The organism is Mucilaginibacter mali, from assembly GCF_013283875.1.
Taxonomy (GTDB): Bacteria; Bacteroidota; Bacteroidia; order Sphingobacteriales; family Sphingobacteriaceae; genus Mucilaginibacter; species Mucilaginibacter mali.
In genome coordinates, this window is sequence record NZ_CP054139.1 from 4,564,638 (window position 1) to 4,591,182 (window position 26,545).

22 protein-coding genes and 1 tRNA gene are annotated in these 26,545 nt (G+C 47.0%); 10 read left to right on the forward strand and 13 right to left on the reverse strand.

All coding sequences use genetic code 11. From position 1 onward, the window contains the following. Nucleotides 1-18 precede the first annotated feature (18 nt). Both HQ865_RS19245 and HQ865_RS19250 read right to left on the reverse strand, forming a co-directional pair. Nucleotides 19-1,410, reverse strand: a complete 1,392-nt coding sequence (locus HQ865_RS19245) for a DUF4270 family protein (protein WP_173416469.1) — start codon at nt 1,408-1,410, stop codon at nt 19-21. 15 nt (nt 1,411-1,425) lie between these two features. Further along, nucleotides 1,426-2,250, reverse strand: a complete 825-nt coding sequence (locus HQ865_RS19250) for a glycogen/starch synthase (RefSeq protein WP_173416470.1) — start codon at nt 2,248-2,250, stop codon at nt 1,426-1,428. Between the two features lie 155 nt (nt 2,251-2,405). Here HQ865_RS19250 and panC point away from each other — a divergent pair, with 155 nt between their 5' ends. Together panC and panD are read left to right on the forward strand one after the other, a co-directional pair. After that, nucleotides 2,406-3,245: a pantoate--beta-alanine ligase gene (panC, locus tag HQ865_RS19255; protein ID WP_173416471.1), complete on the forward strand. Its 840-nt coding sequence runs from the start codon at nt 2,406-2,408 to the stop codon at nt 3,243-3,245. A gap of 78 nt (nt 3,246-3,323) precedes the next feature. After that, complete coding sequence (gene panD / locus HQ865_RS19260; RefSeq protein WP_173416472.1) at nt 3,324-3,674, forward strand: aspartate 1-decarboxylase; 351 nt, start codon at nt 3,324-3,326, stop codon at nt 3,672-3,674. Between the two features lie 24 nt (nt 3,675-3,698). Here panD and HQ865_RS19265 read toward each other — a convergent pair whose 3' ends face one another. After that, complete coding sequence (locus HQ865_RS19265) at nt 3,699-4,223, reverse strand: hypothetical protein (protein WP_173416473.1); 525 nt, start codon at nt 4,221-4,223, stop codon at nt 3,699-3,701. A gap of 170 nt (nt 4,224-4,393) precedes the next feature. Here HQ865_RS19265 and HQ865_RS19270 point away from each other — a divergent pair, with 170 nt between their 5' ends. From HQ865_RS19270 to HQ865_RS19290, 5 genes are all read left to right on the forward strand, one after another. Beyond that, complete coding sequence (locus tag HQ865_RS19270) at nt 4,394-4,960, forward strand: Crp/Fnr family transcriptional regulator (protein WP_173416474.1); 567 nt, start codon at nt 4,394-4,396, stop codon at nt 4,958-4,960. A gap of 109 nt (nt 4,961-5,069) precedes the next feature. Beyond that, nucleotides 5,070-5,789, forward strand: a complete 720-nt coding sequence (locus HQ865_RS19275) for a sterol desaturase family protein (protein ID WP_173416475.1) — start codon at nt 5,070-5,072, stop codon at nt 5,787-5,789. A gap of 211 nt (nt 5,790-6,000) precedes the next feature. Next, a complete protein-coding gene (gene carB, locus HQ865_RS19280) occupies nt 6,001-8,820 on the forward strand; it encodes a carbamoyl-phosphate synthase large subunit (protein WP_173416476.1) in 2,820 nt (939 codons plus the stop codon). 199 nt (nt 8,821-9,019) lie between these two features. Continuing rightward, on the forward strand, nt 9,020-11,458 hold the full coding sequence (locus HQ865_RS19285; protein WP_173416477.1) for a DUF5916 domain-containing protein: 2,439 nt from the start codon (nt 9,020-9,022) through the stop codon (nt 11,456-11,458). 73 nt (nt 11,459-11,531) lie between these two features. Further along, a complete protein-coding gene (locus HQ865_RS19290; RefSeq protein WP_173416478.1) occupies nt 11,532-11,741 on the forward strand; it encodes a hypothetical protein in 210 nt (69 codons plus the stop codon). A gap of 77 nt (nt 11,742-11,818) precedes the next feature. Here HQ865_RS19290 and HQ865_RS19295 read toward each other — a convergent pair. Then, nucleotides 11,819-11,893, reverse strand: a tRNA-Cys gene (locus HQ865_RS19295). Between the two features lie 16 nt (nt 11,894-11,909). Further along, nucleotides 11,910-13,388, reverse strand: coding sequence for a S10 family serine carboxypeptidase-like protein (locus tag HQ865_RS19300; protein WP_173416479.1), 1,479 nt, complete (start codon nt 13,386-13,388; stop codon nt 11,910-11,912). A 342-nt stretch (nt 13,389-13,730) separates the two neighbouring features. Here HQ865_RS19300 and HQ865_RS19305 point away from each other — a divergent pair, with 342 nt between their 5' ends. Both HQ865_RS19305 and HQ865_RS19310 read left to right on the forward strand, forming a co-directional pair. Continuing rightward, a complete protein-coding gene (locus tag HQ865_RS19305; RefSeq protein ID WP_173416480.1) occupies nt 13,731-13,997 on the forward strand; it encodes a hypothetical protein in 267 nt (88 codons plus the stop codon). Between the two features lie 321 nt (nt 13,998-14,318). Further along, nucleotides 14,319-15,245, forward strand: coding sequence for an IS982 family transposase (locus HQ865_RS19310; RefSeq protein WP_173414168.1), 927 nt, complete (start codon nt 14,319-14,321; stop codon nt 15,243-15,245). A gap of 176 nt (nt 15,246-15,421) precedes the next feature. Here HQ865_RS19310 and HQ865_RS19315 read toward each other — a convergent pair whose 3' ends face one another. Further along, nucleotides 15,422-17,101, reverse strand: a complete 1,680-nt coding sequence (locus HQ865_RS19315) for a S8 family serine peptidase (protein WP_173416481.1) — start codon at nt 17,099-17,101, stop codon at nt 15,422-15,424. A gap of 362 nt (nt 17,102-17,463) precedes the next feature. Next, a complete protein-coding gene (amaB, locus tag HQ865_RS19320; protein WP_173417852.1) occupies nt 17,464-19,005 on the reverse strand; it encodes an L-piperidine-6-carboxylate dehydrogenase in 1,542 nt (513 codons plus the stop codon). A gap of 234 nt (nt 19,006-19,239) precedes the next feature. Between amaB and HQ865_RS19325 the strand changes: the two genes are divergently transcribed. Then, on the forward strand, nt 19,240-20,646 hold the full coding sequence (locus HQ865_RS19325) for a tetratricopeptide repeat protein (RefSeq protein ID WP_173416482.1): 1,407 nt from the start codon (nt 19,240-19,242) through the stop codon (nt 20,644-20,646). A 262-nt stretch (nt 20,647-20,908) separates the two neighbouring features. Here HQ865_RS19325 and HQ865_RS19330 read toward each other — a convergent pair whose 3' ends face one another. The 6 genes from HQ865_RS19330 to HQ865_RS19355 all read right to left on the reverse strand — a co-directional run bounded on the left by HQ865_RS19330 (nt 20,909) and on the right by HQ865_RS19355 (nt 26,351). Beyond that, nucleotides 20,909-21,604: a peptidoglycan DD-metalloendopeptidase family protein gene (locus HQ865_RS19330; RefSeq protein ID WP_173416483.1), complete on the reverse strand. Its 696-nt coding sequence runs from the start codon at nt 21,602-21,604 to the stop codon at nt 20,909-20,911. Between the two features lie 163 nt (nt 21,605-21,767). After that, entirely contained in the window at nt 21,768-22,139 is a 372-nt protein-coding gene (gene rbfA / locus HQ865_RS19335; protein WP_173416484.1) for a 30S ribosome-binding factor RbfA, read from the reverse strand. Between the two features lie 113 nt (nt 22,140-22,252). Further along, a complete protein-coding gene (locus tag HQ865_RS19340) occupies nt 22,253-22,636 on the reverse strand; it encodes a hypothetical protein (RefSeq protein ID WP_237073495.1) in 384 nt (127 codons plus the stop codon). Between the two features lie 10 nt (nt 22,637-22,646). After that, nucleotides 22,647-23,876, reverse strand: a complete 1,230-nt coding sequence (locus tag HQ865_RS19345) for an ABC transporter permease (protein WP_173416485.1) — start codon at nt 23,874-23,876, stop codon at nt 22,647-22,649. Between the two features lie 212 nt (nt 23,877-24,088). Further along, a complete protein-coding gene (locus HQ865_RS19350; protein WP_173414705.1) occupies nt 24,089-25,615 on the reverse strand; it encodes an IS1182 family transposase in 1,527 nt (508 codons plus the stop codon). A 97-nt stretch (nt 25,616-25,712) separates the two neighbouring features. Then, entirely contained in the window at nt 25,713-26,351 is a 639-nt protein-coding gene (locus HQ865_RS19355; RefSeq protein WP_173416486.1) for an MBL fold metallo-hydrolase, read from the reverse strand. Nucleotides 26,352-26,545 lie beyond the last annotated feature (194 nt).

Below are 26,545 nucleotides of genomic sequence, written 5' to 3' on the forward strand. Positions count from 1 at the left end.
CCTTGCGGGGATTTTAAATTATTTGATAACCTTAGTATAAATTATATTCAACTTCACCCGGTATGGGTAATCTGCAGACGATTTATTGGATATTGTACCTGCTCCGATGACGCGCCCGGCAGTGGACGGTGTAGCCAGGTAATCAACAGTGGTTGTGTTGGTAAAATCTACCGCGCCAAGATAAGTTCCGTAATCTTTAGTCTTACCATTCATCAAATCCTGTATGTAGCCGGTTATAACAAAGTGATAATCGTTTGAGGCAGTATAATATCCACCAAAAACATCAACACCCAGGTAACGTTTGTCGGCTGGTGAAGCGTCCTGCACCAATGTGCGTTGCCTGGCAATATCAAGTTGATATAAAGATAATTTACTTTGTGGCGTAAAAGGTATAGTGCTGCCAATTGTTGGCGTAACAACCAGTTCGGCCCGGTTAATTACAATATCGCTGCCCGCACTGGTAATAACGCTCTTAAGATCGGGGAAACTGATCTTTGTGCGCAAACCCAGCAATCCCTGCACATAAAACGCGCTGTTTGATGTGGCCTGGTTATTAATCACGGCTTGCACAGAAGCTGTATAAGTGTGCTTAATTTCGGCAGCGCGCTGGGCAAGCGGCATCGAAACAACTGTAGTATCAAGGGTGCCGCCGTTATCCGTACGATAATAAACATCTATGCGGCTCGAGTCGATGGCCATCATAAAATTACCACCTGCACCCTGCTGAGCTTTATCCATAGTGATATACAAGCCTTTCACAGCGTTCTGAAAAGCTGTATTTGATGCCAACTGCACACTGGATGCGCCAAAAAGCGAAGTTTGGATAAACGAATTGCTAATAGGCACACGTAATTGCGCTGGAACCAGTTTCATTGTATCCTTAGCGCCGGCAACAATATCGGTTATTTTAAATTTGGTATGCGTGCGCGAGTTAAATGCTTTTGTACCCAGCAATACGCTATTGTCATAACTCCAGCTACGGGTGTTATAATAGATATCTGTGGCTGATGGCTTTTCGGTAAGCTGATATATGTTTACCTTGTATTTTGAGTTCAACGAGTCGCCGTAAAAGCCATCAGCGTAACGCAATACCAATACAGCAGAGTCGATAGTTATAGTACCCGACGGAACGGTATAGGCCGAATAAGACGGCAGCGCTAAGCTTGCCGCAATGTTAGATTCGGTAGTCCCTATCTGCGGGTCGTTAAAGTAGCCCAGCGGAGTTTTACCCAACCCGCTGGTAACGGTAGTATCCTCCGGAACGGTGTTTACAACAATATTATCATAAACCAGCAGTGAACCATTTAAGGCATTATCAGGCGTAAGGCCAATGCCATCCTGGTTTTTACATCCACTTAAAATAAAAAGACTTATTAACAGGGTCAATAAGTCTAATCGGAAAAATTTCATACGCGCGTTAAAAACTTATGCAACATGCACCAATTCCTCATTGGTGATTTCGTCGTAAAAATTGTAATAATTTTCGAAATCTGCGGTCTCTTCAAATTCTAAAACCGATTTATGGCTGTTTTTAACATTATTTAACGTTTCCGCATCAATATCTGCACTGCCCAAAACCACACCATCCGAATATTTTACGGCACCGGCATCAAGCGCGGCGTTAGTACCCGGCTTAAACACTTCGGTATGCTCTTCGTTCATGTCGGCCATAATGGCTTTATGCGCGAAATCAGCATTTAAAGCGCCGCTAAATTCCTTGTCGTAGATAGAATAGATCACCTTCGAATGCTTAAAGGTAGGATCGTCTTTATAGGTGGTTTTCAAATAAACCGGCACCAGGGAGCTCATCCAGCCGTGGCAATGTACAATATCCGGCGACCAGCCTAATTTTTTCACCGTTTCAATAGCCCCCTTGCAGAAGAAGATCATGCGCTCATCGTTATCGGCATAAAATTTACCATCCTTATCGGCAAATACGTGCTTGCGCTGAAAGTACTCATCGTTATCAAGGAAATAAACCTGCATACGGGCCGATGGAATAGAGGCCACTTTAATGATCAGCGGATTATCATTATCATTGATAATAATATTCATCCCTGATAAACGGATAACTTCGTGTAAACGGTTGCGCCTTTCGTTAATATTGCCGAAACGGGGCATTAGTATACGGATCTCAAAACCCTTATCCTGCATAGCCTGGGGCAGCTGGCGGGTTATTTCAGAAATTTTTGTGAGATCGAGAAAAGGTGACATTTCATGAGTTATAAACAGAAGCTTAGATTTACCCATCTTTTATCAGTGTTTTAAATTATGTGAGAACTCAAAAAAAATTTGAGTCTGCAAATATAAGCATTATAATAATAATTGACAAAGTTTGTGCATTAAGTTTTGGTTTATTTGTTCTAATTACACAACTTTGCCCACTTTTTTAAATCTGGACCCATTTGAAGGTTTTTAAACGTATAAAAGAATTGCAGGCGCACCTGCAACAGCTGCGGGCAAATGATAAAACCATTGGCTTGGTGCCAACTATGGGCGCTTTACACCAGGGGCACCTGTCGCTTGTAGGGCAGGCGCGTGATAACGCCGATGTGGTGATCAGTACCATTTTTGTAAACCCAACCCAGTTTAACGACCCTAAAGACCTGGAGCGCTACCCCCGCCCTATTGAGCAGGATATGCACAAACTGGAGCAAATTGGCTGCGATATTTTGTTTAACCCCGAGGTAAGCGAGATGTATGCCGGCAATGAGCAATGGCATTTGGAGATAGGCGAACTGGAGCATTTGTTGGAAGGCAAATTCCGTCCCGGGCATTACCAGGGGGTAACACAGGTGGTATTTAAGCTGTTTGATATTGTAAAGCCCGATGTGGCCCTGTTTGGCCAAAAGGATTACCAGCAGTTTAAAGTAATAGCCCGCATGGTCGATCTGCTGAAACTACCAATCAGGCTGGTAATGTGCCCCATCCTGCGCGATGATGACGGACTAGCTATGAGCTCGCGCAATATTCATCTATCCGCTACCGAAAGGCAAAACGCACTGATCCTCTCAAAAGCACTGTTTTGGTTAAAGGATAATTTTAAATCAAACAACATTACTCAACTGCAAGAGCAGGCAGCCAATATCATCAGGCAGCAGGACGGCGTCGACCTGGAATATTTGGAAATAGCCGATGGTGAAACGCTGCACACGGCCAATCAAAACTCGGTATCGTTTGTTGCTTTAGTAGCCGCCCGCGTGGGCAAAACCAGACTGATTGACAATGTGTTATTGAACGATTAGATCTTGTTTATCTCATGCAACTGTCAACTAATCTCTAATTAACTAATCTCTAATTAACTAATTCACTACCTTTGCGCTATGATTATTGAAGTGCTAAAATCTAAGCTTCACCGGGTTAAAGTAACGCAAGCCGAGTTGAACTATGTAGGCAGTATCACTATTGACGAGGACCTGATTGAGGCCGCCAATATTATCCCCAACGAGAAAGTACAGATCGTTAACAATAACAACGGCGCCCGCTTTGAAACCTATGTAATAAAAGGCGAGCGAGGCAGCGGTACCGTTTGCCTTAACGGCGCTACCGCACGCTTAGCCCAGGTAGGCGATGTGGTGATCATCATGTCGTACGCCTATATGGAAATGGATGAAGCACGTGCCTATCAGCCGATATTGATCTTCCCTGATAACGATAATAAGCTGATCAAATAGATCGGCGGACCACTCAAAACTTCCTTAATTAGCATCCTGTCTATTGGGATAGGCCGCTATACTTAGCACCACATGCAGGTTAACGCCTTTGGCAATGTTTTGGCGCAATTTATATACCAGTTTAACCTGCAGGCTTGGTTCGCGCACCAGTTCATCTAAAAAGTGGGCGTTATCAATATCCAGCACCAGGCTGTTGCCAATAGTGGGGTTGATATTCTTGCGCGATGCTACCATCGTTGCGCCCTTACCATCTGTTTTAGAAATATATACCTGTACCGATTCCATTTGCCCGATATTAAAATCCGTAGGGTCGATAGCCTGTAATTTGGCCGATACGATACGCACGGCGTTGATGTTATCGGCATCGTGCTTCATAAATGCCTGGTCGGCACTGCTGGCCGTACTCACTGCTGTATATTGCTTGCCAGCCATACCGTTGCCCGGTATTTCTACATTGGCCGTGTATGGGAACGATGATTTTACGATAGATTGCATTGTTCCGCAGGCGGAAAGCGCGATACCAACCAGCAACAGGTACAGTGTTTTCATAATAGTACTATAGTTTCGGTGCGTATAAGGCAAGTTAACCAATTTTTTAAAAATAGCCTATCATAAAACGAATTAAAATTTAGCATTGGTTAACATGATCGATCTGCCTGCAACATCACAATTATTTTACCCCAAAGTTTTGCCGTAAATTGCCTTACATTTTAACACCGATGGACACCTCGCCACTTTTTCAAACACTTAACAGCATCACCATTTTATCGCAGCCATTAAAAGATGCTATTGCCGGTATGCTGGTAGAGGGGCAGGTAAAAAAGAAGCAGCAGATATTAAAAAGCGGGCAGGTATCGCAACGCATCTGTTTTATAAAGCAGGGTTTTGTACGTGCCTATTACGATAAAGGCGACAGCACTTTTACTAATTGGTTTATGGATACTGGCGATATCATCATATCGGTTTACAGCTTCTTTTCGCGTAAACCATCGTTTGAAAATATCGAAGCTTTGGAAGATTGCACACTGCAATCCATCACCTGGGACCAGTTGCAATATCTGTACAAAACCTTCCCTGAGTTTAACATCACCGGCCGCGTGATTACCGAGCAATACTATATTCGCAGCGAGGAACGGGCTATTGATTTGCAGACACTCACCGCCACACAACGTTATGAAAAGTTGCTGGCGCAATATCCCGGCATCTTGCAAAAAGCTACACTGGGGCAAATTGCCACTTACTTAAGCATTAAGCAGGAGACTTTAAGCAGGATAAGAGCGCGATAGCGACAGCGGCAATACCCTCACGTCATTGCGGGGCAGTACACTTTTTGACTTAAGTCAAAACTTTTCACCCCATATCCACCCCACCTTTGGTTTATCAAAAATCAATGTCATGCTTATCGTCATTCTCACCTGCTTCGCTTTTTGTTTCATTATCGAAAAAAGCATCCCCGGCTGGCGCCTGCCCGAAGTGCCTACCTGGATCATCCGCGTGCTGGCTATTAATTTTATTCAACTGCTGGTGGTGGTGGCTGCCGGCTTTACCTGGGAAAAATGGCTTTCAACCTATTCGTTGTTTCATCTGTCGGCACATGTACCAGCATGGGCTGGCGGAATGATCGCCTACTTCGGTGCCACCTTTATATTTTACTGGTGGCACCGCTGGAGGCACGAAAGCGATTTTTTATGGACGCGCTTCCACCAGATCCATCACAGCGCCCAGCGTATCGAGGTGATCACGTCGTTCTACAAACACCCGTTGGAGATGACGGTAAACTCCATTATCGGCAGTTTGCTGGTTTACACATTGCTGGGTTTAAACCCCGAAGCAGGCGCTATTTACACGCTGTGCACTGCCCTGGGCGAGTTTTTCTATCATACCAATGTAAAAACGCCGCAGTGGGTGGGCTACATTTTTCAGCGCCCCGAGATGCACCGCATACACCACGAATACGAAAAACATAGCAATAATTACGGCGATATTGTTTGGTGGGATATGTTATTTGGCACTTACAGCAATCCAAAGAATTTTACAACATCCTGCGGTTTCGATACCGAAAAGGAGCTACGGCTGAAGGATATGCTTAAATTTAAAGATGTTCACAAATGCTGAAAACGATTTTAAAATAATACGTCGAAAACCGGGCATAAATCCTATCTTTGCACCCCGACGCTGAGGTCGGGTTTGCTCGTCCACGGCGCATAGAAATTATAGTTCATAGTTGATGGATCATAGTTCATAGTATTCTACCCAAACAGGCCTTTTATAGCTCAACCGGTATAAGCCATGAACCATGAACCATGAACCATAACCTCAAAACACTATGCCCAAAAATAATTCCATCAAATCAGTATTGATCATCGGTTCAGGCCCTATTATTATAGGCCAGGCCTGCGAGTTTGATTATGCGGGTTCGCAAGCCGCGCTATCGTTAAAAGACGAGGGTATCACCGTATCCATCATTAACAGCAACCCGGCAACCATCATGACCGATAAGGTTATTGCCGACCACGTGTACCTGCTGCCCCTTACCTGCGACAGTTTAGAGCAGATACTGCAGGAGCAAAAAATCGACGCTGTATTGCCTACCATGGGTGGCCAAACTGCGTTGAACCTGTGTATTGAAGCATCGGAACGTGGCATTTGGGAAAAATATGGCGTAGCCGTTGTTGGTGTGGATGTAGCCGCGATTGAAAAGACCGAAAACCGCGAGGCTTTCCGCCAGCTGATGGTTGATATTGGTGTAGGCGTGGCTAAATCTAAAATAGCCAACTCTTTCCTTGAAGGGAAGGAGGCCGCGCAGGATATCGGTTTCCCGCTGGTTATACGCCCAAGCTATACACTGGGTGGTAAAGGAGCCGGCTTCGTACATAAAAAAGAAGAATTTGACCAGGCCCTGAGCCGCGGCTTACAGGCATCGCCAACGCACGAAGTGTTGGTAGAGCAAGCCGTACTGGGCTGGAAGGAATATGAGTTAGAGTTGCTGCGCGATAATAACGACAATGTAATTATCATCTGCTCTATCGAGAACTTTGACCCAATGGGTATCCACACCGGCGATTCGATCACTGTAGCCCCGGCCATGACCCTGAGCGACCGCTGCTACCAGGAAATGCGTAACCAGGCCATCAAGATGATGCGCGCCATCGGTAACTTCGCAGGTGGTTGTAACGTACAGTTCTCGGTTAACCCGGCCGATGAAAGCATCATCGCTATCGAGATCAACCCGCGTGTATCGCGCTCATCCGCACTGGCATCAAAAGCTACCGGTTACCCTATTGCCAAAATTGCCGCTAAGCTGGCCATCGGTTACAACCTGGATGAAATAGAAAACCAGATCACCAAAACCACATCGGCTTATTTTGAGCCTACGCTGGATTATGTGATCGTGAAGATCCCACGCTGGAACTTCGATAAATTTAAAGGCGCCAACCGCGAGCTGGGCCTGCAAATGAAATCGGTAGGTGAGGTAATGGGCATCGGCCGCAGTTTTATAGAAGCGTTGCAGAAAGCCTGCCAGTCGTTAGAGATCGGTCGCGCCGGCTTAGGCGCCGATGGTCGCCAAAGCCGCAACCTGGACGAGATCATGCACAGCCTGGAGCACCCAAGCTGGGACAGGCTGTTCCACGTTTACGATGCCATGAGCCTGGGTGTGCCTGTCGAATCTATCCGCAAGGCCACCAAAATAGACCGCTGGTTCCTGAACCAGATCCAGGATATCGTTAACATGGAAACCGAGTTGCGCCGCTATTCGCTGAATAATATTCCTGAGGAGTTTTTATTCACGCTGAAGCAAAAAGGTTTCTCGGATGTGCAGATCGCCTACATTTTAGGCAACTCTACCACCGAAGAAGATGTTTACCAGCGCCGCAAAGCATTGGGTATGCACCGCGTTTACAAAATGGTGGATACCTGCGCGGCTGAATTCCAGGCCAAAACGCCGTACTTCTACTCTACCTACGAGGGCGAGAACGAATCGATAGTATCAGATAAAAAGAAGATCATCGTATTAGGCTCGGGCCCTAACCGTATAGGCCAGGGTATCGAATTTGATTACAGCTGCGTGCACGGTTTGCTGGCCGCTAAAGAAACCGGCTTCGAGGCGATCATGATCAACTGTAACCCGGAGACGGTTTCTACCGACTTTAACATGGCCGATAAACTATACTTCGAGCCGGTGTTTTGGGAACATGTGCGCGAGATCATCGAACTGGAAAAACCGGAAGGTGTTATCGTTCAGTTAGGTGGCCAAACCGCGCTAAAAATGGCCGAGAAGCTGCACCAGCACGGCATTAAGATCATCGGTACCAGCTATAATGATATGGATATTGCCGAAGACCGCGGCCGCTTCAGCGATTTGCTGAAGGACCTGGATATCCCTTATCCGAAATATGGTGTGGCCGAAAGCGCTGAAGAGGCGCTGGAAGTTGCGCACGAAGTTGGCTACCCGGTTCTTGTTCGCCCAAGCTACGTATTAGGCGGCCAGGGCATGAGCATTGTGATAAACGATGAAGACCTGGAAAAAGCGGTTGTAAACCTGCTGAAAAACCTGCCGGGTAACCGCGTACTGATCGATCACTTCCTTGACCGTGCTGCCGAAGCCGAGTCGGATTCGATAAACGATGGCGATGATGTACACATCATTGGTTTGATGGAACACATTGAACCGGCCGGTATCCACTCGGGCGATTCGAGCGCGGTATTGCCACCGTTCGATCTGTCGGAATCGGTGATCAAACAAATGGAAGAACATACGAAAAAGATTGCCCAGGCCCTAAATGTGCGCGGCTTGCTGAACATCCAGTTCGCTATCAAAGACGATAAGGTTTATGTGATCGAGGCTAACCCGCGTGCTTCACGTACCGTGCCTTTCATTGCTAAAGCTTATGATGTGCCATACATCAACATCGCTGCCAAAGTAATGCTGGGCACCCATAAACTAAAAGACTTTAACATCGAACGCAAACTGAAGGGCTACGCTATTAAAGAGCCGGTGTTCTCGTTCGATAAGTTCCCTGAAGTAGAAAAAGAATTAGGCCCTGAAATGAAATCGACCGGCGAAGCTATCCGCTTCATCCCGAATCTGCAGGACGCTTACTTCAGGCACTTGTATAAGGAGAAATCAAGGTATTTATCTAAATAAGGTAAAAGCTTAAAGGTAAAAGGCGAAGGGTTTTAGGATTCTTCGCCTTTTTTTGTTTCTAAAGTTCCCTCCCTAAAAAGTGATTTTAACACATTGGTTTTAACATAGTTTAACTACTCTTAACCATTGTTTAACAGAAATCTTGTAACCATTGGCCTACTTTCGGTGTCTTATAAGCAATACTACTATTAACCGAAAAATGAAGCCGATATTCACCATTATATTATCCTGTTTCACCTTATTTGCTATTGCCCAGGCTCCGGTAAAAAAACTTGAGGCTGTAAAAACCACTACTCCGCCCAAAATAGATGGCTTGCTTGATGACGAAGCCTGGAAGAACGTCCCCATCGCTACTGATTTTATTGAGAACAATCCCGTAGCCGGTCGCCACGAAAAACCGGAGGAGCGTACCGAGGTAAAAATCGTTTATGATAACAACGCAATTTACGTGGCCGCCCGCATGTACGAAACATCCGAAAAAAGGGTAGCACGCGAGTTGACCACGCGCGATAAAATCGCCAACGATGACTTTGTGGGTATCATCTTCGATACCTACCTTGACGGACTGAACGGTACCGGTTTTTATACTACTGCCGCGGGCGTGCAATACGATGCCAAATACAGCAACGGCGGTAACGAGGACGACACCTGGAACGGCGTTTGGGAAAGCAAGGTAACGGTTGACGATAAAGGCTGGTCTGCCGAGTTTAAGATACCTTACTCTGCCTTGCGCTTCTCAAAAAAAGATGTGCAGACATGGGGTTTGAACATGGTGCGCCGCCGCCAGTGCACCCAGGCCCAGATGTTTTGGAACGAGCTTGACCCTAAAAAGAATGGGCTGATGAACCAGGAGGGGCAGTTAACCAATCTGAAAGATATCACACCGCCGCTGCGCCTGGGTTTTTATCCTTACTTCTCCACCTATCTTAACCATTACCCTTACAATACTGCCGACGTTAAAAACACTACAGGATCAGTTAACGGCGGGATGGATGTGAAGTACGGCATCAACGCCAGCTTTACGCTGGATATGACGCTGATCCCCGACTTCGGGCAGGTGCAATCGGATAATAAGGTTTTGAACCTGACGCCTTTCGAAGTAAAATATACCGAGAACCGCCCCTTTTTTACCGAGGGTACCGAACTATTTAACAAGGGTAACCTGTTTTACAGTCGCCGTGTAGGCGGGCAGCCGATTGATTATGGCAATGCCTATAATAACCTGAAACCAGGCGAGGAGGTGATCCGTAATCCTACCGAAACGCGCCTGTTAAACGCCACCAAGCTGTCCGGTCGATTATCGAATGGTTTGGGTATCGGCGTGTTCAATGCCATCACCAATTCGGCTAATGCTATTGTGGAAGATGCCAACGGCAACCGCCGCGAGGTAGAAACATCGCCGTTGACCAATTACAATATCCTGGTGCTCGATCAAAACCTGAAGAATAATTCGGCTATTACCCTCATTAATACCAATGTGAACCGATTCGGCAAGGATTACAACTCGGATGTAGGTGGTTTGGTGTTTAACCTGAAGAACAAAGCCAACTCTTACGGTGTGAGCGGTTATGGCTTAATGAGTAACCTGTTTTATACCGACCATACCAAAACCGGTTACAGTTATGAAGTATCTGCCGGGAAAACACAGGGCAATTTCACGGCCCAGGTTACCGAGGACCTGGTGAATGATAATTATGATTCAAACGATCTGGGCATCCTGTTCAACAACAATTATTTCGATCATAACATCAATCTGCAATACGCCAATTATAAGCCCAAAGGCAACCTGTTCACCAATTGGGGCCTTTATTCAAACATCTATTACTCGCGCATGTACAAGCCGTCGGCCTTCCAAAAACTGGAGTTGAATTTGGGTAGCTTCTTCCGCTTTAAAAATACCTGGCAGGGTAACATCAACCTGAACAATAACCGAGAGGGTAACGACTTCTACGAACCGCGGGTGGCAGGCCGGGTGTTCCGCCGCCCTGAAGAGAATAATCTTAATTTCAATATCAACACCAGTCGCTCGAACCGGCTTAATGGCTACATATTCGTCGCACTTCGCAATCGGAATAGATTTGCCGGCAAGGGCTACGATGCCGAAGTAGGATACAACCTGCGCGTCACCAACAATTTTGGTATAGGCGGCGACATTTCGTATACGCCCCGCAGCAACTATGTGGGTTTTTCTACCATGGATACCGTGAGCAATAACCCCATTTTTGCCCGCAGGGATATGCAAACGGTCGAGAATATTTTTAACGTAAAATACACGTTCAATAACGTGGCCGGCTTATCGTTCAGGCTGCGCCACTACTGGTCTAAGCTGAACAATAAAGAGTTTTACGACCTGGCGCAGGATGGCGAGCTGACACATCTTACCTCAACCAATTTCGATCACGCGGTAGATCAAAACTACAACGTGTGGAATATCGATATGATATACGAGTGGCAGTTTGCCCCGGGCAGTACGCTTAGCCTGGCCTGGAAAAGCTCGGCGCTTACCAGTTCTAATATTGCCAAATACGGCTACCTAAATAATTTTGATAATACCTTCAACCAGCCGAAGAATAATAACTACTCGGTTAAAATCTTGTATTATATCGATTATCAGAATTTGAAAAAGAAGCGGGTCTGAGACCTCTCCCAGGCCCTCTCAGAAGGAGCTACTTTGTGGACACAAGTATGCTATAAAGTCGGAGTTTTGCAGGATGGACGAACCTATCAATACAAACCCGGATTTTAAAGGGGCCTTTGGCGATAAACGGATAGAAAAACGTGCAGTTGTAGCTTTGAGGAAGTTAAGGGCCTGGCCAAGTTCTATAACGTCTATGAAGGTTGGCTCCTTTATCAGGATAATAGTTAAAGGATGTGTCCACACAGTAGCCTCCCCTTCGGGGAGGGCAGGGAAGGGTGCATAAAAAATGTAAAGCCCCTGATGGGCAGGGGCATTTACGAACCAATTATAAACCTAATATGAGAGAGGGTACAAAATTATTGGAGGCGTGAGAACGGGATCGAACCGTTGTAAAGCGTTTTGCAGACGCCTGCCTCACCACTCGGCCACTCCGCCTTGTTATTCATTCGCTTCAAATTTGGGCTGATATGGTTTTTTGATAAAAATTTTCACTGTCTTTTTTCCATTGGGTGTTAGCCTTATCGTCGGTATAAAGCATATGCCCGGCATAGTAATGGTGCACCTGCAGGCGGTTGTTAAACACGCCACTTGCATTGATCGCCGCTACGGCCGTATCTACCGTTGCGGGCGGTGTTGCAAGGTCGTAAGTCCCGCTCACTACCTGCACCCTTAAACGAGGATGCTTGCTCAGCGTATTCTTTAACAAAGGCACCACGTTTAAATAGCCGTTGCTTGTTGCCGGCCCGTAGTTCCAACCGGGTGTAGCTATGGTAGCCAGGTAGGGCAGGCGATTATTATACGCCAGGTTTTGCGCGATGTACTGCTGAAATGATTGCGGAAATGTTTTGCGCAACAGCGCTTCACTTGGGTCGGCGGCGTTAGTATTACCGCTTATTCTGCTATCATACGTCCCGGTTTGCAGATGAGCATTCTTCAGCAACAGATGCGTAAAACGGGTATCGGTAAGCCGTCCGTTCAGGGCTTGTAATGTGGCTTTATCAATCCCGGTATAATAACTCAGGGAGTCCAGTACTTCGGCGCTGTTTTTACCATTCTTTAAAAATTGACTATAGGCGCTAAATGCGAAGCGGGATACTTTGGCGTTCAGCAGCGCGGCATTTAGCGCCTGCAATTGCGGCGCAAGTTGATGGTGATATTGCGCTGCAGCGGCATAAGCTGGCAGGTAATAAGGATACGCATCATCATTACCTTTATTAAAGGTGATCAGCCGGTAATCAAGCGCCGGGGAAATTAAGGTTAGTCCTGATAGCGAGGTATGCAGGGTATCCTGCAGGTATGCTGCCAGTCCCACCGCCCGGGCGGCGCCATAGCTTTCCCCGGCTAAAAATACAGGCGCGTTTTGGCGGTTATTTTCGGAAAGATACTGCTGAATAAACCTGCCGATGGCACGGATATCTTCGTGATAGCCATAAAATCGGCGCGCATCGGTACCATCATCGGGGCGGCTGTAGCCTGTGCCCGCCGGGTCGATAAATACCAGGTCGGTAAAGCCCAGCCAGGTATCGCGGTTATCCGTATACCCTGCCTTACCCGGCACCGCCCGCACCGGCCCGAACGAGCCCATATGCAGCCAGATAGACGATGACCCCGGCCCGCCGTTAAAAACAAAAGTTACCGGGCGCTTACCCTGCACGGCCGTGTAAGCGGTGTAAAATAACTTCGCTGAGTGATGGTTGCTGTCGTTTACAGATACATAACCGGCAGTAGCTTTGTACCGTAGCTGCTTCCCGTTTATCTTTAAATTATGCCACGATGTTGTTGTGTGGAAAGCGTCCTCACCCGCCAATTGGCAGAGTGATGCCCGGCGTGGTGCAGTGCCCCACGAACTGAAAAACAATACAGTTGCAGCAGCTGCCAGCAGCGCAAAGCAATTTATACGGGACGTAGTTGTATTAAAAAATGTGTGCATGGATGGCGATCAAAATTTGTTTTAACGATGTGTTTGTTTTGTGGCAGCAGGCGCCTTAAATCTGTATTAACAACAGCAACACATGACCTCGCGGGTGCGGGGCATTCGCATTAAAAACATGTATTTGATACCTTGTAAATTCATATTATGATGCAAACATAAATGCTTGTTTTATTAAATCCAAGAAAAATCTATAAATTCTATAGACTTAATATAAATTATGATAAATACACTAAGAACCATTTACCATTGCAATCTGCTAAACAAGCAGATGATCGCTAAAACAAACCGGTCATTTTTGCGTTCATCAACAAGTATCAACTCATTTAACCTTTCAATAACATGAAGATCGCCAGGATATTAATTATCGCGATGCTGATGGCTACAGTAACTGTATCGGTAAATGCCGGCACGGTAACAGCGCCAGCGTCGGTAGTATGGCAGGTAAAATTACCGCCACCACCACCCCATCCCGGAAAACCGCCGGTTGTAGTTAATCACCGCACAGTGACTGTACGCAAGCCACCGGCACATCCACGCCCGAAGCGATTGCATATCAAGTTGCCCCACGTGAAACTGCCGCCACCACCGCCGCATCCACCCTTGTAACTTGTCATTGCGAGCGATAGCGTGACAATCCCGTAGCTTGGTATACATACTACGAGATTGCCACGTCGCTACGCTCCTCGCAATGACGATTAGTAATAAATCAAAAGCGCCCCGGAAAATACGGGGCGCTTTTGATTTATCATTTGCATATCCTATATCTGCATATTCCTAAACCCCCTTTAGGGGGCCTGGGGGCAATGTCCTTAACTTAACGTGAGTTCGATATAAGAGGCGGGATTTATTTAATGATATATCTATCTGATAATCAAATAAGTAAGCATATTTTGTTATATTTAAGTGTCGAATTTAAAGAAACAATCTATGCTTACTCTTGATAAAATTACCGAAATTTTCTTTCTGGCCGATGAATATTGCCATTATTTTAATCAACACATTGATGATTGTATGATTAAGCTTGATAGCGATACAACATTAAAGACCCGTAACAAACCTTGCGGACTTTCTCAGAGTGAAGTAATAACCATCCTGATCTGTTTCCATCTATCCGATTACAGAACGTTAAAACACTTCTATTTGGACTATGTCTGCGTTCATCTATGCCGGGAGTTCCCACACCTGGTTTCTTATAACCGTTTTGTGGAATTACAGCAGAAATACGCCTTGCCCATGTTGATGTTTGTCAGCGCCCATAGCCTTGGCAACTGCACAGGTATTTCTTTTATAGATTCTACAAGATTAGAGGTTTGTGCGAAAGAGCGGATACATCAGAATAAAGTTTTCAGCGGGGCCGCTTCACGCGGCTACTCTACGATGGGCTGGTTTTATGGATTTAAATTACACTTAGTAATCAATGACATGGGTGAAATAATTGCATTCCAACTCACCCAGGGCAGCGTATCCGACAATAATACCGACCTGCTGCTTACACTTTGCAAGAAACTATTTGGCAAGTTATATGGTGATAAGGGATATTTGGTAAAACAGTCTGTTTTCGAGCATCTTTTTCATAGTGGTGTGCAACTCATTACTAAGATCAAACGCAATATGAAAAACAAATTGATGAGCATCTCTGATAAAATCATGCTTAGAAAACGGAGCGTGGTCGAATGCGTAAATGATGCTTTGAAAAATATTTGTCAGATAGAACATTCCAGGCACCGGTCTATATCAGGCTTTATTATTAACCTATACAGCGGAATTGCCGCTTACAGTTTCCTCCCTAAGAAACCATCCATCAAAACTCATTTTGAATTTGATCATTCAAAATCACTGCAACTTTCGCTCTAATGCTTATATCGAACTCACGTTAACTTAAGGATGATCAGCCGAATAAAGCCCCCTCTAAATCTCCCCCGGTAGGGGAGACTTAGGCTGCACAAGCGTAAATTTCTTAAAATCCTCCCCTTTGGGGAGGACTTAGGCGGGGCTTAAAAGCTTAACTTAATGACATTGGGCCTGGGGTCTTATTTTGACGATGCCGGCGTATTAATGGTCATCGATTTGGTATCCTTACGCTCACCCTTCATTTTCGATGCGATCACCAGGGCGTCATAAGCGTTTACGATGCCGCCTGTACGGCTCAAGGTAGAGAAGTCAACCTTTTCGGTTTTGCTGCCCGGGCGGTATACCATAAAGCCGGTCAGCGGTTTGGCCGATTGCATAATGGCCTGCTTAATTTGCTTTGAGCTTAGTGTTGGGTAATGCTCCAATATCAGCGCGGCGATACCTGCGGTAATTGGCGAAGCGAAGCTGGTACCATCCTCTGTATTCACTTCGGCATCCATGGTAACCGATGTTACCTTTACGCCCGGTGCGAAAACGTCTACATTTTTTTTGCCGTAGTTGCTAAAATCGGCAGCCAGTTTATCGTTTTTACGCGGACCAGAGGCACCTACGTTGATCACGTTATCCGCATCGGTAGATGAGCCATCCTCAAACTGGTCGTTCGGGTAATCGGCTTTGGCATCTACATCCTGGTTATCGTTACCGGCGGCCGATACTAAAAGCACGTCGTGTTCGGCAGCATATTTAAAGGCGGCATCAACCCACTCCTTATGCGGCGAGATCTTTTTACCAAAGCTCATGTTAATGATCTGCGCGCCATTATCAACCGCGTAGCGGATGGCGTTGGCAATATCTTTATCGTACTCATCGCCATTTGGCACAGCCTTGATGGCCATAATGCGCACATTATCGGCAATGCCATCCATGCCGTAACCGTTACCACGGATAGCGCCAATAAAGCCGGCCACCATGGTGCCGTGCATGGCATCATCAAACTTCAGCAGGTTGCTGCCATATTTTTTATCGGTGAAGTCATCAGGATTATCGCCAACAATGCGCTTGCGGGCATCCAGATCGGGCGATACGTCGTTGTTCAGTTTGGCCAGGTAATCGCTTAGTTCCTTAATTACTTTCGCACTGTTTGAAGTAGCGCCGCCCTCCTGCTCAAAGAATGAGGTCCACACGTTTTTGCTTTCCCTAACCGTATCGTTAGCAGTTTTAAGCGTTTGCAGATCTTTCAGGTTAAACGAGCCATTGGCCGGCAGTTTCATTTCGCGCTTAATAAAGCCGCTGGTCACCATCAGCACATTCATCATGGGCGATAACTGCTGCAATTCTTCCGATGATTTGGCAATGGTCGAATCGTGTGTGGCTTTCACTTTCAGCCAGTATTTGTACTCTTTCGAATCATTAGCGGTGCTGTTCTGATATTTATCCTTCAGCTTGGCATATTCGCGCACCTCTTCGGTAGTTTCGGTAAAATCGCACTTGCCGCCGGGGCCGCCTAAAAAGTTCCAGCCGTGTATATCGTCGATATAACCGTTGTGGTCATCGTCAATTCCGTTGCCCGGGATTTCCTTAGTATTGGTCCACAAGATGCTTTTCAGGTCCTTTTGCAGGGTATCTACACCACTGTCGATGGTGGCTACAATCACAGTCTTGCTTTTTTTGCCTTTTACAAACTCGTAGGCTTTGGCCAGGCTAACGCCGTAATAGCCGTTGGCGGTAAGGTCCATGGCGTGCCAGTCTTTAGGTGGAGGCGGGGTTTTAACTACCGGGATTTCCTGCGCGTAGGCGCTAATGTTTATGGTTAATGCCGCAAGCAGCGCGCCGGCGGTTAGGGGTTTTAATAAATTCATTTATGTGTGTTTATCCAGTTATTAATAGTGTAAAACCTAAAACGATAAAGTTAGGTGATATTGTATAAACCTGCATCACCCTGATGAGGGGAAATTTGCATTGACGCTCCGCGCGCTCCTAAACGGTTCCCGATACCCTCTTTGCGAAGCAGAGAGGGTGGTCCAGCGTAGCGTAGGCCGGGTGAGTTAACTAGCCGGCTCTGCTTGCCCGTTTTACTCACCCCGACGTTGCTTCGCTCGTCGGCCCTCTCTTCGCTACGCGCAAAGGGGGCAGGAGCAGTATTAGAGAAGCTCATTCCCTCTTTGCGAAGCAGAGAGGGTGGTCGGGCGCAGCGCAGACCGGGTGAGTCAACTCGCCGCCCTTACAAATCAAACTTTATCCCCTGCGCCAGCGGCAGCGTGGTGCTATAATTAATCGTATTCGTTTGCCTGCGCATATAAGCCTTCCACGCATCCGAACCCGATTCCCGGCCGCCGCCGGTTTCCTTTTCACCGCCGAAGGCCCCGCCAATTTCGGCGCCAGATGTACCGATGTTCACGTTGGCAATACCGCAATCAGAACCCGCGGCCGACAGGAATTGCTCGGCCTGGCGTAAATTATTGGTCATGATGGCCGATGACAAACCCTGCGGAACACCGTTTTGCAGGCTGATGGCTTCGTCCAAAGTTTTATATTTAATGAGGTACAGTATCGGCGCAAAGGTTTCGTGCTGAACGATCTCAAAATGGTTCTCAACCTCGGCAATGCAGGGTTTTACGTAGCAGCCCGATTCGTAACCGTCTCCTGATAATTGTCCGCCCTCAACCACAAAATTGCCGCCCTGCTGCTTGCATTGCTCAATAGATTGCAGGTATAGTTTAACCGCGTCGGTATCAATCAACGGGCCCATGTGCATATGCTCATCAAGCGGGTTGCCAATGCGGATTTGCCCGTAGGCTTTTACCAGTTTTTGCTTAAAGCTTTCGTAAACACTTTCGTGGATAATTAACCGGCGGGTTGTGGTGCAACGTTGACCGGCTGTACCCACCGCGCCAAATACCGCGCCGATCAGGGCCATATCCAGGTCGGCGTCTTCGGTGATAATGATGGCATTGTTGCCCCCCAATTCTAATAAACTCCTGCCTAACCTGCCTGCAACCGCGGTGGCTACCGCTTTACCCATACGGGTAGAGCCAGTGGCCGATACCAGTGGCACACGGGCATCGTTAGCCATCAGTTCGCCTACTTCGCGGTCGCCAATGATTAAGTTCGATACACCATCGGGGATATTATTGGCTTTGAAAACTTCCTGTACAATATGCTGGCAGGCAATCGCCGTCAACGGTGTTTTTTCAGATGGTTTCCAGATGCATACGTTACCGCATATCCAGGCCAGGGCCGCGTTCCAGCTCCATACCGCTACCGGGAAGTTAAAGGCAGATATAATGCCCACCACGCCCAGCGGATGATATTGCTCATACATACGGTGTTGCGGCCGTTCCGAATGCATGGTTAAGCCGTATAATTGGCGGCTTTGGCCAACGGCAAAATCGCAGATATCTATCATTTCCTGCACCTCGCCCCAGCCTTCCTGCAGGCTTTTGCCCATCTCGTACGATACCAGGCGGCCCAGGTCGTCCTTATATTTACGCAGGGCATCGCCCACCTGTCGAACGATCTCGCCACGCTTTGGTGCAGGCACGCTTCGCCATTGGGCAAAGGCTTGTTGGGCGGTTTTAACTACGTGGTCATAATCGGCGGCGGTAGCCATTTTTACCGATGCGATCAGCCTGCCATCAACCGGCGAGTTAATTTTTCTCACGGTAGTGTCATTACTGCTGCCCCAGGCGCTGCCGATACTAAAAGCGTCGTTCAAATCGTTTATCTTTAAGCGATCCAGAATGGAGGTGATATGGATGTTCATCATCGTAAATTTTTCAAAGGTATCAATCTTACCCGCAAAATAACGCCCGTTTGCTAACTGATCCGTCAATTTACTTTCACATTTATTATCAATTAGTTAAATAGGCCCACTGTCTAAAACGTTGGTATGTTGAAAACTATTTCATCCAATTGGCGCTTTTATAGAGTAATTTGAACACAGTTAGCCAATAGAGCCGCCTAAACCTCTGGTCGTTTTTTATATCAAATAAGCTGAATGGAAGAAGAATTTGAATTTGATTTTAACGAGGATCCGAAGTTCTCTGTCGAACGTTACGAGGAGATGATCCGTAATCATGATCAGTATTTCTTTGATGCGCAGGCGTTTGAGAACATCACTGATTACTACATCGAGAAAAACGACCCGGCCCGTGCCCTGCAGGTGGTAGAATTTGCCCGCAACCAGCACCCCTTTGCCGCCGTCTTCCTGATCAAACAAGCGCAATTACTGGTAGTGAGCAACCGCATAGGCGAAGCGCTTGAATGCCTTGACAAAGCCGAGATGCTGGAGGCCAGCGATGCTGATATCTATATCATCCGCGGTAACCTGTACGAAAATTTAGAGCGTTACAGCGAAGCTTTGGAGAACTACGAAAAGGCGCTTGACCTTGCCGAAGAAACCGACGATATTTTACTGCATATAGCCTACGTTTACCAAAACATGGGCGATTATGATACTGCTATCACCTACCTGAAACTGTGTTTGGAACAAAACATGGAGAACCAGGATGCCCTTTACGAACTGGCTTTTTGCTACGATGTAATGGATAATCAGGAAGAAAGTGTACAGTTTTATCAGCAATACATCGATAACGAGCCTTACAGCTACGCCGCATGGTATAACCTGGGCAACGCCTTTACCAAACTTAACCTGTTTGAAAAAGCGATTGATGCCTACGATTACGCCATCCTGATAAAAGACAGCTTTGCATCGGCCTACTTTAATAAAGGCAACGCGCTGGTGAACCTGGAAAAATTTCAGGAAGCTATTGATGTGTATCGCCAAACCTTTGAGTACGAGCAACCCAATGCCGATACTTATTGCGCCATTGGCGAATGCTACGAAAAGCTGGAGCAGATGGATGAGGCCCGCGCCTTTTATAAAAAGGCCGTGAAAATGGATAACAAGCTGGCCGATGCCTGGTTTGGTATAGGTGTAACGCTTGATTTTGAGGAGCGCTACTTCGAGGCCCTGCACTTTTATAAAAAAGCTTTAGACCTTGACATTGCCAACGCCGATTACTGGTTTGCCATTGCCGATGCCGAATATAAGCTGGGACACCTGCCCGAAGCCGAATCGGCTTATGAGAAGGTGGTGGAGCTGAACCCGCTTGATGTGGATGCCTGGCTGGATTATTCGTCGATACTATACGAGTTGAACCGTTTAAGCGACGCGATAGAAGTGATTGCCGATGCCATAAAGAACAACCCCGAAGCAGCTGAACTATACTACCGTATGGTAGCCTACCTGTTTGCCAAAGGCGAATACAACGAGGCACTCAGTCAGCTGGAAATGGCCCTGGCAAGCGACCCGGAGAAACATTATATTTTGTTTGAATATTTACCGCAACTGCAAAAAAACAAGGTGATACTGGATATTATAAACCGGTACGCCAATAAATAAAGATCCTACCAATTATAAATCTGCACCAGGCCCCTGCGAGAGGGGCTTTGGTGTTTTTATATAGACTTATGTAATTGAAGGTTAAAAATCGGCGGCCTTTAAATAATAATCGTTATTCTGAGGTTTTAAATTCATAGTCTCTACGGGTATAATGGCAATAATAAATGTCATGCTGAGCTTGTTTCAGTACCCCATTACTCAGGCCTGATATGCAAAGATTGATTATGCAAATGGGATCCCGAAACAAGTTCGGCATGACAAATCAACCGTAACTAAAACCCAACACCAAAGCAGGATCGGGAATATTCATCATCAGCTTTTCCATTTCGCTATAACGGCCAACACCGGGATAATCGCCGGCCTTACCCTCCATATCAAACATCAGCTGAAAGTGTAAATGCGGCGGCCAGCTACCGTTCTCGTTAGCTTCGCCAAATGCGCCTATTTGTTGGTTCAGGGCAATGGGCTTGCCAGGGTACAACCCCGCCAGGCTTTCGCGGTTCAGATGGCCGTACAGGCTGTACAATGTCAATCCATTTAAATCGTGCTCAAGGATGATGGTCGGGCCGTAATCGCCAAAGTTATTGTTATCGTTAAAGCTATGCACGGTGCCGGCAAAGGGCGCGTAAACCGGGGTGCCTGCCTTTGCCCAGATATCAACGCCAAGGTGCAGGCGGCGGGGTTCTTCGGCGGTATCAAACAGTGCGCTGCGGGCATACAGGGTGCGGTGTTCCATATAGCCGCCAATGCCATATTTATAATTTTCGCCGGCCAGTTTTGCATCAACCCAGGCGCTGAATTTAGCCGTATCGGCTACGTCATCTGGCGATAGTTCGGTGTTTGTGGCGGTAAAATCGAATGTGTATAGTTTATCTGCAGCGGGGTTGTAATCCACTACCTTGCCGGTGGCTTCGGGATGAGATAGGATGTATTTTGAGAGGTGACGGTGTTTGTCCATGGTAATGATAATCTGTCATGCCGAACTTGTTTCGGCATCCCATCTGATTGGCGACGATATACGCTTACCTTGTATGTGGGGTGCCGAAACAAGCTCGGCATGACAAGCTATTTTATAGCGATGGGGTTTTAAACCCATCGCTATGGTTAATTGCAACTTGATTTTACTCCGCCTCTTTCTGCCGCTCCTCTTTGCTGATGCTATCAAATATCCGGTCCATACGTTCCACATACTCGTTGGTATCGTCTACAAAAAACTCCAGCTGGGGGATCACCCTTACCTGGTCTTTAATGCGGGCGCCCAGTTTATAGCGGATCTCGTTAGCGTGCGAGCGGATGGTTTGCAGCGCCAGTTGCGTGTTGGAATTGTTAAAGAAGCTTAAAAATATGCGGGCCAGGGCCAGGTCGGGCGTTACGCGCACTTTGGTGATGGTTACCATGGTGTTGGGTAAATAACCTGATCCCTCGCGCTGGAATATAGCGGCCAGGTCCTGCTGTATTACCCCGGCGAATTTTTGCTGACGTTTTGATTCCATTGTTTTAAGCTTAAAGGTGAAGGCAGAAAGCAGAAAGCTTTTAGCTGCACCGTTGGTTGATGTTTATATACACGCCGTTTCCGGCTTTTAGCTTTAACCTTTCGGCTTTCAGCTTAATTACACATGTCCTTAGGGATATCCCTGGTCATTTTTACCACTTTGGTTACCACCATGGTGCTGTCAAACTCAGAGGCAGCGCCGTCCGCGCCCGATTTTACCTTGCGGCCCTCTACTTCAACATAAACTGGCTCATAAGGTTTTTCGAAATTCATTTGCGAGTAGCCCAACTCCAGTTTAGCCGAACTATCGGCCGCCCAAAACTCCTGACCGGTTTTGCAATCCTTAAACGATTTTACTTCGGGGCCAAAGCTATACAAGCCACGGTAAACCACGGGTTCGGGAGTGGATGTTGTTAAGGCTGGTTTATGTTGCGGGTTATTACAGCCAAAAACGGCAATCATTAAAAATACTGCGCAAAGTGAGAGTTTCGTTTTCATACCGTAGTAATTATAGTTCCTGCTTTATCTCGTCGAGCCGTTTAACGCTAAGCCTTGCGCTGATGCCCGAGGCAATAACGGCAATAACGCTGACGGTTAAAAATACAATTATAAAATCAATAAACATCAGGGCCACCGGGTAAGCATCCATTACGGTTAGTTTGCTGCCCATTTTTACAAAACCGTAATGCTGCTGCAACAGGCAAAATGCGCCACCTACTATCATCCCGGCCACGCAGCCCGTCATGGATATCATCATCCCCTCGAAGAAAAAGATACCCTGTATCAGCTTTTTGCCGGCGCCCAGGCTGGTTAAAATGGCAATGTCCTTTTGCTTATCCATCACCAGCATGGTGAGTGAGCCAACAATATTAAAGATAGCGATAATTACCACAAAAGTTAATATCATGTAGATAGACCAGCGCTCGATATTAAGGGTTTTGTACAGGGTGGCGTTTTGGGCATGGCGGTTTTTGATGACGTACTTGCCGCCGGTCTTTTTGCCTATTTCCTGCTCCATCGCGCCCAAATTGGTGCCTTTTTTAAAGTTAAGGTTGATGGCCGATACCTCAACCGGCTGATCGAGCAACCCCCGCATAAAGCTGATGGGCGTTACCACGATATCGTCAAAATCCTGCTGAACGGAGAACACGCCCGATACGGGAACGCTACGCACCGAGAACTCGCTCATGGCACTGGCCGAAACCGGGGCGTTGCGCCGGGGGGTATAGATCTGCAATTGGTTTTCGAACTCGCTTTTTATGCTTACCGCCAAACTGTTCTGCACTGTTGCGCCTATTACGGCATAATCCTTATCGGCCGTATGCAGCGTGAACGAGCCATCCTGCACGGTGCTGTCCAATAGTTTATTCTTCAAAAAATCGTCGCTAACACCCTGTACCGTGCCGATGAATTTTTTGTTATCGTACATGATCAATGCTTTTTCCTGCAGCACCTCGGTGTACGAGAAAACGTGCGCATCCTTTTTTAAGCCGGTAAAATATGGCGTATTGGGATTGAATGTTTTGCCCTCGCGCGGCTCTATCCGCAATTCGGGGGTGAAGTTGCTGTATAGCGAAAGAATCAGTTGCTCCAACCCGTTAAAAGCCGAAAGTATGATGACCAGCGCCGCGCTCCCCACAAACACCCCCAGCATAGATATACCCGAAATGATATTGATAGCGTGCATTTTTTTGCGCGAGAACAGGTACCGTTTAGCTATGTAGAGTGAGGTGTTCAATATTGCAAAGATAGGAAAGCCCGCGGCCTGCAAAAGTGTTTGGGGGAATAATTGCGGACCAAACAACGAGGCCGTCTCATAAGTCAATTATGAGGCGGTTTTTTCGTTGATGCCGATTTAGATGAGTTATTAGGAAAGCGGGACTGTATCAGCCTGCTTTCGATTTTTTTGAGTTGGTTCAGGTGTTTTTATCGGATAAAAAGCCTTTTTTATCAGGCTTTCCACTTTCTGAGGTTATGTGCGATGGATAATAACCCTATTTCGACCTCGGTTTTGGACATTCCCTTCAGCAGGAATCGCCTGAAGCCGTGATTATGCTTCAGGTTGGCGAACACCGGTTCGACATCTGCGGGCCGTCGCTTTCGGTATTTGATGCCCTGTTCGGTATTCAATCTTTCTTTCGCTATCTGCTTGTGTATTCTAAGGCTGTGGTTGATCTCCACCACGCGGTTACCGGCTGCTTGGTGACAAACGCCCCGCATGGGGCAGTTTTCACAATTCTGCGCCTGATAGCGGCTGATCAGTTGCACATAGCCGGATGTGGTGACCCGCTGCCCGGTGCCGATATGCTGCATGTGTTGTCCCATCGGACATACCAGGTAATCTTCCTGTTCATTATAGTGCAAACTGTCATTACCGAATGCTTTGATGCCTTTATTTTGTTCCTGGTCGAACGTGTTGTATTTGATATAAGCTTCAATGCCTTTTTGCTGTAATACGCCATAGTTCTCGTCCGAACCGTAGCCCGCATCGGCCACTACCGCTTTTGGAAGTGCATGATATAAAGTTTCGTATTGTTCGATGTGTGATGGAAGGGTCTGGTAATCGGTTGTGGTTTGGTGCAGGCTATAGTTCAAGATGAACTGCTCCTGGGTGGAGATCTGCAGATTGTATCCGGGTTTAAGCTGCCCGTTCAGCATAGGGTCTTCTTTCATCCGCATGAAGGTGGCACCCGGGTCGGTCTTCGAAAAGCTGTTGCGACCGCCTAACAGCTTTTCCTGCTCGTCATACCGGGCCAGGTTCTCCGGCCAGTGCTTTTTGGCATAGTTCAGCTTCTGCCTTACTTTCTTATCGACATCTTCCTTATCGTCCAGGGCGGCGTTGATCTTTGAGATCGTTTCTTTTACTTTTTCCGGGTTGATCTCGCTGTATTCCAGCGGTGCGGTGTCTTTAAGTTCTTCGGCAGCGATGGTTTGCGCATAACTCCACAGTTCATCCAATTGGGCTTTCATCTTCTCCTTGCTGTTCTTAATGCTTTTGCCCCATACAAAAGTGTACTTGTTCGCTACCGATTCGATCTTGGTACCATCGGTAAAAACAGCTTCTTTCAGCGAGACGATACCTTCCTGCTGTAATAACAATACGATCTGTGAGAAGATCTCCTTTAAAACACCCGACAGCTTCTCGCTCCGGAAACGGTTGATGGTATTGTGATCAGGCTTTTTCATGCCTAAAAGCCACATGAAATGTACATTCTGCGCGGCCTGGTCTTCCAACTTCCGTGAAGAATACGTGTTGGTCAGATAACCGTAGATCAGCAGCTTGAGCATCAGCCGCGGATGAAAGCTGGATGCCCCGCCGCCTTTATACTTGCGGTTAATCGGTTTAACATCTACCTGATCGACCACCTTCGATACAATACGTACCGGATGACCCTGCGGTACCAGTTCCTCCAGTTTATACGGTAAAAAGGTTAACTGGTCAGGATCATATTCCTTAAAGACTACTTTTCCTCCCATGCCTTTAAGTTACTGAAAATTACGCTCAAAAACAAAGAGGCTGCCTCGCTTTTGAGACAGCCTCATAATCTTCATGCTTCCGGATCGGTTTGGGACTCTACGTCAAAAACGGATTATTCCTTTTCTCGTACCCGATGGTGGTTTGCGGGCCGTGGCCGGGCCAAACGGTGCAATCTTCAGGCAGGGTGAACAGCTTTTCTCGGATATTGCGGAGCAGGGTATAATGATCGCCACCCGGCAGATCGGTGCGGCCAATACTTAATCGGAACAGCACATCGCCGCCAACCAGGAAATTCTTCTTCCGCTCGTAAAAGCACAGGTGCGCGGGCGAATGGCCCGGCGCGAAGATCAGTTCTAAAGTCGTCTGACCGAAAGTTACCGTACCTGTTTCGGGCAGGAAAACATCGGGCAGGGGTGATACCTCATAATGCAGGCCCATTTCGGCGGTCCATGCCGGGGCTTCCAGCAGTACTTCCAGTTCGCCTTTATGAAATTGTGGCTTCAGGCCATAGTTATCAAATATAAATTTATTACCGAACACATGATCGTAATGGCAATGGGTATTTAGCAGCAGTGTGGGCTTCAAATCGTTATTGTTAATGAAGCTAACAATGGCGTTCTGATCAAAGGCGGTATACATGCCTGGGTCGATAATGGCGCATTCGCCGCTGTTATCGTATACGATATAAGTGTTTTCGCCGATGAGGCTGTTGGTAAATGTTTTGATGAATGCCATGGGGGCAAAGATAGGGGAATGTGCAGATATGCGGATGTGCAAATATGCAAATGGGTAATACTCACCCGGTCTACGCTCCGCAGGACCACCCTCTCTTGCCTTTGGCAAAAGAGGGAACAAGCAATTCCGGACAACCATTCCCTCTTTGCGCGCAGCGCAGAGAGGGTGCCCGGCGAAGCAACGGGCGGGTGAGT

Coding starts and splice junctions, on each gene's coding strand:
- HQ865_RS19245 (WP_173416469.1), bottom strand. CDS start 1,410: ATGAAATTTTTCCGATTAGACTTATTGACCCTGTTAATAAGTCTTTTT.
- HQ865_RS19250 (WP_173416470.1), bottom strand. CDS start 2,250: ATGGGTAAATCTAAGCTTCTGTTTATAACTCATGAAATGTCACCTTTT.
- panD (WP_173416472.1), top strand. CDS start 3,324: ATGATTATTGAAGTGCTAAAATCTAAGCTTCACCGGGTTAAAGTAACG.
- HQ865_RS19265 (WP_173416473.1), bottom strand. CDS start 4,223: ATGAAAACACTGTACCTGTTGCTGGTTGGTATCGCGCTTTCCGCCTGC.
- HQ865_RS19270 (WP_173416474.1), top strand. CDS start 4,394: ATGGACACCTCGCCACTTTTTCAAACACTTAACAGCATCACCATTTTA.
- HQ865_RS19275 (WP_173416475.1), top strand. CDS start 5,070: ATGCTTATCGTCATTCTCACCTGCTTCGCTTTTTGTTTCATTATCGAA.
- carB (WP_173416476.1), top strand. CDS start 6,001: ATGCCCAAAAATAATTCCATCAAATCAGTATTGATCATCGGTTCAGGC.
- HQ865_RS19285 (WP_173416477.1), top strand. CDS start 9,020: ATGAAGCCGATATTCACCATTATATTATCCTGTTTCACCTTATTTGCT.
- HQ865_RS19290 (WP_173416478.1), top strand. CDS start 11,532: ATGGACGAACCTATCAATACAAACCCGGATTTTAAAGGGGCCTTTGGC.
- HQ865_RS19300 (WP_173416479.1), bottom strand. CDS start 13,388: ATGCACACATTTTTTAATACAACTACGTCCCGTATAAATTGCTTTGCG.
- HQ865_RS19305 (WP_173416480.1), top strand. CDS start 13,731: ATGAAGATCGCCAGGATATTAATTATCGCGATGCTGATGGCTACAGTA.
- HQ865_RS19310 (WP_173414168.1), top strand. CDS start 14,319: ATGCTTACTCTTGATAAAATTACCGAAATTTTCTTTCTGGCCGATGAA.
- HQ865_RS19315 (WP_173416481.1), bottom strand. CDS start 17,101: ATGAATTTATTAAAACCCCTAACCGCCGGCGCGCTGCTTGCGGCATTA.
- amaB (WP_173417852.1), bottom strand. CDS start 19,005: ATGAACATCCATATCACCTCCATTCTGGATCGCTTAAAGATAAACGAT.
- HQ865_RS19325 (WP_173416482.1), top strand. CDS start 19,240: ATGGAAGAAGAATTTGAATTTGATTTTAACGAGGATCCGAAGTTCTCT.
- HQ865_RS19330 (WP_173416483.1), bottom strand. CDS start 21,604: ATGGACAAACACCGTCACCTCTCAAAATACATCCTATCTCATCCCGAA.
- rbfA (WP_173416484.1), bottom strand. CDS start 22,139: ATGGAATCAAAACGTCAGCAAAAATTCGCCGGGGTAATACAGCAGGAC.
- HQ865_RS19340 (WP_237073495.1), bottom strand. CDS start 22,636: ATGAAAACGAAACTCTCACTTTGCGCAGTATTTTTAATGATTGCCGTT.
- HQ865_RS19350 (WP_173414705.1), bottom strand. CDS start 25,615: ATGGGAGGAAAAGTAGTCTTTAAGGAATATGATCCTGACCAGTTAACC.
- HQ865_RS19355 (WP_173416486.1), bottom strand. CDS start 26,351: ATGGCATTCATCAAAACATTTACCAACAGCCTCATCGGCGAAAACACT.